Source organism: Curtobacterium sp. VKM Ac-1393 (assembly GCF_015350995.1).
Lineage (GTDB): Bacteria > Actinomycetota > Actinomycetes > Actinomycetales > Microbacteriaceae > Curtobacterium.
Window position 1 is genome coordinate 140,750 of record NZ_JADKRW010000008.1, and the last position, 10,472, is coordinate 151,221.

The following is a 10,472-nucleotide window of genomic DNA, read 5'->3' on the forward strand; positions in this document are numbered from 1 at the left end:
AGACGGGAGGCCCGGTGCCAGCTGGCACCGGGCCTCCCGTCTGTCCTGGGGTCGCGTCTAGGACGACCGGCGGCTGACCGTGTCGGCCAACGACGCGAGCTGTTCGCGTGCCGACGGCGTCAGCGGCGACGCGTCGAGCGCCGCCTTCGCACGCTGGACGTGCCGGTCGATGGAACGCTCGACCGCGGCGACCGCACCGGACTCGGTGAGGGTGGCGCGGAGCATCTGCACCTGGCCCTCGTCGAGGTCTGGATCGCCGAGCAGTTCGTCGAGCAGCTGCCGCGGCCCGCTCGCCAGGGCCTTGCGCGCCGAGGCGATGAGCACGGTCCGCTTGCCCTCGCGCAGGTCGTCGCCGGCGGGCTTGCCGGTGACCTCCGGGTCGCCGAACACGCCGAGCATGTCGTCGCGCAGCTGGTAGGCCACGCCGAGGGGGAGACCGAAGGCACGGAGGCCCTCGAGCTGCGACTCGCTCGCACCGGCCACCAGGGCGCCGATGACGAGCGGTGCCTCGATCGAGTACTTGGCGGACTTGAAGACGATGACGCGCTGGGCGCGGAGCAGGTGCTCGGACTCGTCGATGACGGGCCACGCCGTTTCTTCGTGCACGTCGAGATACTGACCGGCGGTGACGTCCAGGCGCATCGCGTGGAACTCCTGGCGCACGATGCGGCCGCGGACCGGGTCGAGCAGGGCGAGGCCCTCGTCGAACACCGAGTCGCTGAGGGAGAGCAGCAGGTCGCCGAGCAGCAGCGCCGAGTTCGTGCCGTACTGCCCGCGGTCGCCGACGAAGCCGGACTCCTCGTGCAGGGACTCGAACCGGCGGTGCGCGGCAGGGCGCCCGCGGCGGGTGTCCGAGCGGTCCATGATGTCGTCGTGCACGAGGGCTGCCGCGTGGAAGACCTCGAGCGCAGCCGCCACGGTGACGATCGCCTCGGCCGTGGTCTGCCGTGACCCCTCCGCCAGCGGGTCGAACGAGCCGGAACGGCCCGCCACCGACTGCCATCCCCAGTAGCAGAACAGCGCACGGAAGCGCTTGCCGCCGGACAGCAGGTCTCGGGCGTACAGGTCGAACGGGGCGAGATCCGGGCTGATCGCGAGGAGCCGTTCACGCTGCTCGTCGAGTGCCCGGTCGATACGCGCCGATACGAGGTCCACTAATCGCGTACTCTCAGCCACAGTCCCTACCCTAGTGGAGCGGTTGGGACATAGAATCGGTCCACTCAACCGAGTGTTTTCCAGCCCGGTTGTTCAACCCCGCGTCGATCCCAGGAACAGAGGGAACCAAGATGCCGCTCTCGGAACAGGAGCAGCGCCTTCTCGAAGAGATGGAGCGCAGCCTCTACCAGAACGATTCCGATTTCGTGGCGCGTGTCACACGTCGACAGGGTCGTCCGACGTACACCGCCATCACGCTCGGGGTCCTCGGCGCACTCGCCGGTGTCGCCGTCGTCATCGTCGGCCTCGTGATCAAGGCACCGCTGCTCGGCATCCTCGGCTTCGTCGTGATGCTCGCCGGTGTGCTGTTCGCGTTGCGCCCGGGCATGCGTGCGCCGAAGGCCAAGCCAGCTCGGCCGGGCAAGCCGGCAGCCGGTGGCTCCGCGGGTCCGTCCGGTGGCGGCAACAGCAATGGTGGCGGGTCCTTCATGGACCGCATGAACGACCGCTGGGACAAGCGGAACGACCAGAGCCAGTAGCGCTCCTCCACACTCCTCCCTTCTGACGGGGTCGGCCTTCGGGCCGGCCCCGTCTTCGCGTTCCCAGGGGTGGCGTGCGCGGGTGGGGGTGGGGTCCCGAGGTTCCGAAATCTCGGAACCTCGCGCGCCCTGACGCCCGTTCGTGGAACCCCGGCGGTGCGTGCGCGGCATGTCGTGGAACCTCGGCGCGACGACCTCGGGTGTGGCGTGGCCGCAGCGCACCCCTTCGTCCGGACCCCGCCGCGCCCAGGCTCGCCCCGTGGCGCTCCACCGGCTGCGAAAGTCCTCCACTTTCCTCCACGGTGACCATCACGCCCTGGTTCCGCGCCAGTACGGGCATCCGCGGCGCCAGTCCGACGCCGAACACCGCCGAACCGGCCCCAAAAGGGGTGTCAGCGGCGGAAAAGGGAGCAGATTCCTGGGCGCGGGGAGTGGAGTGGAGTAAAGTGGGGCTCGCAACGGTCCGGTGGAGCGGAGGGGAGGCCCGACGTGCTGCTCGGTACTCATGCCCCGAAGCTCGACGAGAAGGGTCGCGTGATCCTGCCCGCCAAGTTCCGGGACGAACTGTCCGGGGGACTCGTGATGACCCGCGGCCAGGAACGCTGCGTCGTGGTCTTCAGCGCCCGGACGTTCGAGGAACTCCACGAGCGCATCCGGACCGCTCCGATGACGTCGAAGCGCACCAGGGACTACATGCGCCTGTTCCTCTCGGGGGCCAGCGCCGAACAGCCCGACAAGCAGAACCGCGTGACGATCCCGCAGAACCTCCGTGAGTACGCGGGGCTCGAGCGGGACCTCACGGTCATCGGCAGTGGTGACCGTGCCGAGATCTGGTCGACCACCGCGTGGGAGGCCTACTACGCCGAAGCCGAAGAGGCGTTCGCCGACAACGACGAGGAGGTGATCCCGGGGATCTTCTGATCCGTGGATCGGGACTCCCAGCCGTGAAGCCCTGACATCACTTCCCCGATGTCAGGTCGCATGGATGGGGATCCGGACCCGCGGCCCGGAAGACGAGGGGCTGCACATGGCCGAGAACGACAACGGGACACCACGCTTCCCGCACACGCCGGTGATGCTCGAGCGCATCGTCGACCTCTTCACGCCGACGCTCGAGGGGCCGGGCAAGGTCGTCGTCGATGCCACACTCGGCATGGGCGGACACTCCGAGGGCCTGCTCGAGCGCTTCCCGGAGCTGACCCTGATCGGTCTCGACCGCGACACCGACGCGCTCGGCATCGCGGGGGAGCGGCTCGCCCGGTTCGGTGACCGTGTCCGACTGGTGCACACCGTGTACGACGGCATCGTCGACGCGATCGAGGGCGAGGGGTTCCGCCAGGTCGACGGCGTGCTGTTCGACCTCGGCGTGAGTTCGCTGCAGCTCGACCGGGCCGAGCGCGGCTTCGCGTACAGCCAGGACGCCCCCCTCGACATGCGCATGGACCGGACCGAGGGGCAGACCGCCGCCGACGTCCTGGCCACCTACGACGAGGGCGAACTGCGCCGCATCTTCCAGCGCTACGGCGAGGAGAAGCTCGCGGGCCGCTACGCCCGGGCCATCGTCGAGCGCCGTGCCAGCGCACCGTTCACGATGTCCGGCGACCTGGTCCAGGTGCTGCACGACGCCACCCCGGTCGCGATCCAGCGGCAGGGGCACCCGGCGAAGCGCGTGTTCCAGGCGCTCCGCATCGAGGTCAACGCCGAACTCAGCGTCCTCGAGCGCGCGATCCCGGCAGCGCTCGACGCCATCGCGGTCGGTGGCCGGATCGTCGTCGAGTCGTACCAGTCGCTCGAGGACCGCATCGTCAAGCGGGCCCTGGTGGAGCGCACGAAGTCCAGCGCTCCCGCGGGGCTGCCGGTCGAGCTCCCCGAGCACGCACCGACCTTCTCCCTGGTCGTCAAGGGTGCCGAGCTGGCCGACGAGGCCGAACGCGCCGCCAACCCCCGAGCAACACCCGTGCGCCTGCGCGCGGCCGAGCGGATCCGGAAGTGACATGAGCACGAACCTCGCACTCGTCGACCCCGCCGTCGTCCCGTCCCGTGCCCCGCGCCCGGATCGCCGGAGCCGACCGGAGCTCGTCGAGGTCACGCCGACCGCGGCACAGCGCCGCGCACGTCCCCGCATCGGGTACGCCGTCACCGCCGTCGTCGCGCTGGGCATCCTGCTGCTCGCCCAGCTCGGCATCAGCATGGTGCTCAGCCAGGGGGCCTACACGCTGAGCGCGCTCGGCACCGAGCAGACGAACCTGTCCCGCACGCAGCAGTCGCTGTCCGAGGAACTCCGGGTGCTCGACTCGCCGCAGAACCTGGCCCGCAACGCGCAGTCGCTCGGGATGATCGCGAACTCCACGCCGGTGTACCTCGACCCGAAGACGGGCCGGGTGTACGGCACGCCGACCCCGGCGGTCGCCGACCAGGCCACGGCGAGCACGGAGAACCAGGTGCCGAACTCGCTGCTCAACGACGTCCCGCTCGCTGCGAAGCAGGGCGACACGTCGACGAGCAAGGAGACGGGCTCGACCACCGGCACGGCCACGGCCGGCACGGCCGCCACCGGCACGGCCACGACCGGCACGGCCGCGTCTGAGAAGACGAGCGGCGCCAGCGCGTCGGACGGGGGTTCCTCGAAGTCCTCCGTAGAGTCCGACGCGAACCAGCTCCAGGCGCCCACCACCCGGTGACCTCTGGGTCTGCACCACCCTCAGCACCACCCGGGAAGGACCGCACCGCGTGACGAAGACGATCCGCAACCGACGACTGCGCTACAGCATCGTGATGATCGCCGTGATCGCCCTGGTGGGCGTCTTCGTGGTCCGACTCGTCGACATCCAGGTCGTGCAGGCCTCGGAGTTGAGCAAGCAGTCCGCGCTGAAGCGCAGCATCCCCGTGACGATCTACGGGACCCGCGGCTCCATCGTCGACCGCAACGGCACCGAACTCGCGGACAGCGTCACCCGGTACAACATCACCACCGCCCCGCGCCTGGTCAAGGCCTTCAAGGGCAAGCTCGGCGGGACCCGGGTCAAGGACATCAGCGTGGCGACGGCGCTCACCGCCCTGGCGAAGGCCTCCGGTGGTGACGTCGCGACCATGCGGAAGAACATCGCGGCGAACCCGGAGTCGGACTTCGCGTACCTGGTCAAGGGCCTCGACGTGAAGCACTACGAGGCCGTGACCGACCTCGGCATCCCCTGGATCTACAAGGAGCAGCAGGCGTCGCGGGTGTACCCGACGGGTGCGACCACGGGCAACATCACCGGCTTCATGGGGACGGACGGCGCGCAGGCGGGTCTCGAGTACGCGTACAACAAGTGCCTCGCCGGCACGAACGGCTCGGAGACCTACGAGCGCGGCGAGGACGGCGTCCAGCTGCCGGGCAGCACCGTGACGAAGAAGCAGGCCAAGGACGGCGGCACGCTCGTCACGACGATCGACAGCGACCTGCAGTACATGGCCCAGCAGACGATCGCGTCCGCTGCGAAGACCCTGCAGGCCGAGTCCGCCACGGCGACGGTCACGAGCGTCAAGACGGGCGAGCTGCTCGCGGTCGCCGACTACCCGACCGTGGACCCGAACGACGTCGACGCCACGACCGACAAGGGCGCGTTCGGTTCCCGCGCACTCACCGACTCGTACGAACCGGGTTCGACGATCAAGGCCGCCATCGCCGCCGCCCTGATCGACCAGGGCAAGTCGAGTCCCACCGACCAGGCCGTCGTGCCGTACTCCCGCACGTTCCCCTGGGGCGGCACGATCCACGACTCCGAGTTCCACCCGACCGAGAACCTGACGCTGACCGGCATCCTGCGGGACTCGTCGAACGTCGGCATCACCGAGCTCGGGTCGCGGCTGACGGCGCAGCAGCGCTACGACTACATGCAGAAGTTCGGGCTGTTCGAACCCGAGTCGGCGATCGACTACCCGGGCCAGCCGTCGATGGACTACGGCTCGAGCCCGAACTGGGACCAGCAGACGAACATCAACTCGATGTTCGGTCAGGGCATCTCGACGACCGCCGTGCAGGTCGCCAGCGTCTTCCAGACGATCGCGAACGACGGCGTCCGGATCCCGCTGCACTTCGTCAAGGGCTGCACCACCTCGGACGGCACCACGATCGACGCGCCCGACGTGCAGAAGCAGCGCGTCGTGTCCTCGAACGCGGCGACGCAGGTCACCGACATGCTCCAGAGCGTGGTCACCGGCGGCACGCTCGTGGGCATGAAGCCGATCTCGGGCTACAACATCGCCGCGAAGACCGGCACCGCCGAGGTGGCCGAGGGCTCGAAGGGCTACGGCTCGCAGCGCATCACGTCGGTGGCCGGAATGGCACCCGCCGAAGACCCCCAGTATGTTGTCACGGTGACGTTCACGAAGCCGCAGACCAACAAGTGGTCGAGCGGAGCGGCTCCGGCGTTCCGCACACTCATGTCCCAGGTGCTCGAGAAGTACCGTGTCGCCCCCTCCACGACGCAGGCGAAGACCTACCCGTCCACGTGGTGAGGAAGAAGGAGCACTTGTCCGCACGGATCCCCCCGGTCCTCCGGCCCGAACACCCGACCCCGAGGGCGGTCGCCGAACTCGCGAACGCGTTCGGTCTCCGCGTCGTCGGCTCGGTCGACGCCGTCGAGACGACCGGTGTCACGCTGAGCGCCGCCGAGGTGCAGCCCGGTGACGTCTTCGTCGGCGTGCACGGTGCGAACCGGCACGGCGCGCAGTTCTCCGCCGAGGCCGCCGAGCGCGGTGCCGTCGCGGTGCTCACCGACGACGACGGTGTGGAGCACGCGCGGGCCGCCGGCCTGCCGGTGCTCGTCGTGGACGATCCCCGTGCCGCCCTGGGCGACGTCTCGGCGTGGGTGTACCGCACCCACCCGGACGAGGCCACCGACCTGCCGCAGCTGTTCGCCGTCACCGGCACGAACGGCAAGACGAGCACGTCCTACATCCTCGAGGGGATCCTCAAGCAGCTCGGCCTGGTCACCGGCCTGAGCTCGACCGCCGAGCGGCACATCGGGTCACTCAGCGTGACGAGCCGCCTCACCACGCCCGAGGCCAGCGAGATGCACGCCCTCCTCGCCCGGATGCGCGAGAGCGAGGTGCGTGCGGTCGCCGTCGAGGTGAGCGCGCAGGCTCTCAGCCGCCACCGGGTCGACGGCATCGTCTTCGACGTCGCGGCGTTCACGAACCTGTCGCACGACCACCTCGACGACTACGCCGACATGGAGGAGTACTACCAGGCGAAGCTCCCGCTGTTCCAGCCCGAGCACGCCCGTCGCGGCGTCGTCTCGCTGGACACCGACTGGGGCCACCGCGTGGTGCAGGACTCCCGCATCCCGGTCACGACGATCACGGTGCACCCGGACGTCGAGGCCGAGTGGCACGTCGACATCGTCGAGTCGCACGCTGCCTACACGGAGTTCCGCCTGAGCGGTCCCGAGGGCCGCGAACTCACCACCCGTGTGCCCCTGATCGGCTGGCACATGGCCGCGAACGCCGCACTGGCGATCGTGATGCTGGTCGAGGGTGGCTTCGAGCTCGGTGCCATCGCGCACGCGCTCGAGAGCAACCACCGCCGCTACCCGGACGAAGACGACCGCGACGAGCACGACGCCCGCAGCGACCGCGACGCGCGCACCGTCTCCGCCATCGAGTGCTACCTGCCCGGCCGCACCGAGCGCGTCTCGGGCGACCGCGGCCCGAGCGTCTACGTCGACTTCGGCCACAGTGCCGACGCGTTCGAGAACACCCTCGCCGCCGTCCGCCAGTTCACCTCCGGCAGGGTCCTCATGCTGTTCGGCGCTGACGGTGACCGCGACACCACGAAGCGTGGCGACATGGCCCGCGTCGCGGCGGCCGGCAGCGACATCCTCGTCGTCACCGACCACCACCCCCGCTTCGAGGACGCCGCATCGATCCGGAAGACCCTGGTCGACGCTGCGCGCGAGGCGTTCCCGGACCACGAGCTGCACGAGGTGAGCCCGCCGGAGGCCGCCATCCGCACGGCCGTGAGCCTGCTCGGTGAGGGGGACTCGATCCTCTGGGCCGGCCCAGGTCACCAGGACTACCGCGACATCGCCGGCGTCCGCACCCCGTACTCGGCACGCGACGAGGCCCGAAAGGCCCTCCGCGAAGCCGGTTGGGAGCCGAACTCCGGTCCGGCCGAGGACCTCCGATGATCGCGCTCACCCTCGCCGAGATCGCCACCGCGGTCGACGGCGAGCTGATCGGCGGCGCCCAGGCGACCGACGTCGCCGAGCCCGGCGACCTGGTGGTCGAGGGCTCGGTCGAGACCGACTCGCGTCTGGTCCGCCCCGGCAGCGTCTTCTTCGCCCTGCCCGGTGAGGTCACCGACGGCCGTCGCTTCGTGCCGGCCGCGACCGAGGCCGGCGCCGCGCTCGTCATCACGCCCGAGCGCGTCGACACCACCGCGCCGCAGATCGTCGTGGCGGACGGCTACGCCGCCCTCGCAGCGCTCGCGCACGAGGTCGTCACCCGGGTCCGGATGGCGTCCGCCGACCGTGTCGACGCCCAGGGGCGTCCGGCACCGCTGCGGGTCGTCGGCATCACCGGCTCGAACGGCAAGACGAGCACGAAGAACATGCTCCGGACCATCCTCGAGCAGCACGGCGAGACCGTCGCGCCGCAGGGGTCCTTCAACAACCACGTCGGTGCGCCGATCTCGATGCTCAAGGTCACGGACGACACCCGGTTCCTGGTCGTCGAGATGGGGGCGAGCGGCGTCGGTCACATCGCCGCGCTCGTCCGCATCGCCGAGCCGGATGTCGGCGTCGTCCTCAAGGTGGGTCTCGCGCACGCCGGTGAGTTCGGCGGCATCGAGGCGACGCAGCGCGCGAAGTCCGAGATGGTCACCGACCTGCCGGCCTCCGCGACCGCGCTCCTCAACGTCGACGACGACCGTGTCGCGTCGATGCGCGACCTGACCGCTGCACAGGTGGTCGGCTTCGGCACGTCGGCGGATGCCGACTACCGCATCACCGGTATCGAGACGGACCGCAGCGGCACCCGCTTCACCCTCACCGCGCCTCCCGTACCAGCGGACGACCCGTCTGCAGACGGAGGCCGACCGGGAGGCCCGGATCACGTCGACGTGCGCCTCGCGATCCTGGGTGAGCACCACGCGATGAACGCGGCCGCCGCCCTGACGGTCGCCCACCGCTGGGGCGTCCCGCTCGCCGACGGCGCCGCGGCGCTCGCGTCGATGACGCGCGCCGAGCGCTGGCGCATGGAGCTGCTGCAGGGCGGCCCCGACGGTGTCACCGTGATCAACGACGCCTACAACGCCTCACCGGACTCGACCGCAGCGGCGCTGCGGACCCTGGCGCAGATCGTGCGACCGGGGGAGCGGACCGTCGCCGTGCTCGGTGAGATGGCCGAACTCGGGGAGTACGCGACCGAGGAGCACGACCGCATCGGGCGGCTCGTGGTCCGTCTCGGCATCGGGCAGCTCGTGGTCGTCGGCCGCGCCGCGCTGCCCATCCACCAGGCCGCCACCCTCGAGGGATCGTGGGACGGCGAGTCGGTGTTCATCGAGGACGTCGACGACGCCGTCCACGCACTGCAGGAGATGCTCCGCCCCGGCGACGTCGTCCTCGTCAAGTCCTCGAAGTCTGCCGAGCTGCGATTCCTCGGCGACCGCCTCGGAGGTGTCACCGAATGATCGCCCTGCTCATCGCCGGCGCGACGTCGCTGGTGTTCACGTTGCTGCTCACCCCGTCCTTCATCAAGCTGTTCCACCGTCTCGGGTGGGGGCAGTTCATCCGTGACGACGGTCCGCAGTCGCACCACACCAAGCGCGGCACCGCGACCATGGGCGGCATCGTCCTGATCATCGGTGCGGTCATCGGGTACTTCGTCGGCCACCTGGTCGGACGTGACTCGATCACGCTGTCCGGCCTGCTCGTGCTGTTCCTGATGGTGGGCCTCGGCTTCGTCGGGTTCATCGACGACTTCCTCAAGGTCCGGCGCCAGCGGAGCCTCGGGCTCGGCGGGTGGGCGAAGATCCTCGGCCAGGTCATCGTCGGCGTCATCTTCGCCACGGTCGCGCTCGTGGTGCCGACGTCGAACGGCAAGCCCCCGGCGTCGACCATGATCTCGGCGATCCGCGACATCCCGTGGCTCGACTTCATGGCGCTCGGCACCGTCATCGGCACCGTCCTGTTCCTGGCCTGGATCGTGCTGCTCACGGTGTCGACGTCGAACGGCGTCAACGTGGCGGACGGCCTCGACGGCTTGGCCACCGGGTCGAGCATCCTGGCGATCGGTTCGTACGTCATCATCGGCTTCTGGCAGTCCAACCAGATCTGCGGTGGCGTCCGCCTCGACGCGAGCACCGAGCACGCCTGCTACACGGTGTCGAACCCGCTCGACCTGGCGGTCGTCGCCGCCGCGGTCTGCGGTGGGCTCATCGGGTTCCTCTGGTACAACACCTCGCCGGCGCAGATCTTCCTCGGCGACACCGGTTCGCTCGGCCTCGGCGGCGCGCTGGCGGGTCTCGCGATCCTCAGCCGCACCGAGCTGCTGCTCATCCTGATCGGCGGCCTGTTCTTCATCGTCACCGGCTCGGTCATCCTGCAGCGGGCGTACTTCAAGATCACCCACGGCAAGCGGATCTTCCGGATGAGTCCGCTGCACCACCACTTCGAGCTCAAGGGGTGGGCCGAGGTGACGGTCGTCGTCCGGTTCTGGATCATCGCGGGGCTCTTCGTCGCTGCGGGGGTCGGCCTCTTCTACCTCGAATGGATCGCACGCGTTGGTTGACCC

Annotated in this window: 9 protein-coding genes; 8 read left to right on the forward strand and 1 reads right to left on the reverse strand. The window is 69.9% G+C overall.

Annotated features, from left to right (window positions below):
* Nucleotides 1–57 precede the first annotated feature (57 nt).
* The gene (locus ITJ59_RS17480) at nt 58–1,155 is read right to left on the reverse strand and encodes a polyprenyl synthetase family protein (RefSeq protein WP_323749548.1); all 1,098 of its coding nucleotides are present in this window, start codon (nt 1,153–1,155) and stop codon (nt 58–60) included.
* A 131-nt stretch (nt 1,156–1,286) separates the two neighbouring features.
* Here ITJ59_RS17480 and ITJ59_RS17485 point away from each other — a divergent pair, with 131 nt between their 5' ends.
* From ITJ59_RS17485 to mraY, 8 genes are all read left to right on the forward strand, one after another.
* Nucleotides 1,287–1,694, forward strand: a complete 408-nt coding sequence (locus ITJ59_RS17485; protein WP_194652583.1) for a DUF3040 domain-containing protein — start codon at nt 1,287–1,289, stop codon at nt 1,692–1,694.
* Nucleotides 1,695–2,183: 489 nt separating this feature from the next.
* A complete protein-coding gene (gene mraZ / locus ITJ59_RS17490) occupies nt 2,184–2,615 on the forward strand; it encodes a division/cell wall cluster transcriptional repressor MraZ (protein ID WP_071254530.1) in 432 nt (143 codons plus the stop codon).
* 106 nt (nt 2,616–2,721) lie between these two features.
* Nucleotides 2,722–3,687: a 16S rRNA (cytosine(1402)-N(4))-methyltransferase RsmH gene (gene rsmH, locus ITJ59_RS17495; RefSeq protein ID WP_194652584.1), complete on the forward strand. Its 966-nt coding sequence runs from the start codon at nt 2,722–2,724 to the stop codon at nt 3,685–3,687.
* 1 nt (nt 3,688) lies between these two features.
* Nucleotides 3,689–4,375, forward strand: coding sequence for a hypothetical protein (locus tag ITJ59_RS17500; protein ID WP_194652585.1), 687 nt, complete (start codon nt 3,689–3,691; stop codon nt 4,373–4,375).
* 49 nt (nt 4,376–4,424) lie between these two features.
* Nucleotides 4,425–6,194, forward strand: coding sequence for a peptidoglycan D,D-transpeptidase FtsI family protein (locus tag ITJ59_RS17505; RefSeq protein ID WP_194652586.1), 1,770 nt, complete (start codon nt 4,425–4,427; stop codon nt 6,192–6,194).
* 14 nt (nt 6,195–6,208) lie between these two features.
* Nucleotides 6,209–7,867, forward strand: coding sequence for a Mur ligase family protein (locus ITJ59_RS17510; protein WP_194652587.1), 1,659 nt, complete (start codon nt 6,209–6,211; stop codon nt 7,865–7,867).
* Nucleotides 7,864–9,369: a UDP-N-acetylmuramoyl-tripeptide--D-alanyl-D-alanine ligase gene (locus ITJ59_RS17515; protein WP_194652588.1), complete on the forward strand. Its 1,506-nt coding sequence runs from the start codon at nt 7,864–7,866 to the stop codon at nt 9,367–9,369. The genes ITJ59_RS17510 and ITJ59_RS17515 overlap by 4 nt, the downstream gene beginning before the upstream one ends.
* Nucleotides 9,366–10,469: a phospho-N-acetylmuramoyl-pentapeptide-transferase gene (mraY, locus tag ITJ59_RS17520; RefSeq protein ID WP_194652589.1), complete on the forward strand. Its 1,104-nt coding sequence runs from the start codon at nt 9,366–9,368 to the stop codon at nt 10,467–10,469. Before ITJ59_RS17515 ends, mraY begins: the two co-directional genes overlap by 4 nt.
* Nucleotides 10,470–10,472 lie beyond the last annotated feature (3 nt).

Coding starts and splice junctions, on each gene's coding strand:
- mraY (WP_194652589.1), top strand. CDS start 9,366: ATGATCGCCCTGCTCATCGCCGGCGCGACGTCGCTGGTGTTCACGTTG.
- rsmH (WP_194652584.1), top strand. CDS start 2,722: ATGGCCGAGAACGACAACGGGACACCACGCTTCCCGCACACGCCGGTG.
- ITJ59_RS17515 (WP_194652588.1), top strand. CDS start 7,864: ATGATCGCGCTCACCCTCGCCGAGATCGCCACCGCGGTCGACGGCGAG.
- ITJ59_RS17500 (WP_194652585.1), top strand. CDS start 3,689: ATGAGCACGAACCTCGCACTCGTCGACCCCGCCGTCGTCCCGTCCCGT.
- ITJ59_RS17485 (WP_194652583.1), top strand. CDS start 1,287: ATGCCGCTCTCGGAACAGGAGCAGCGCCTTCTCGAAGAGATGGAGCGC.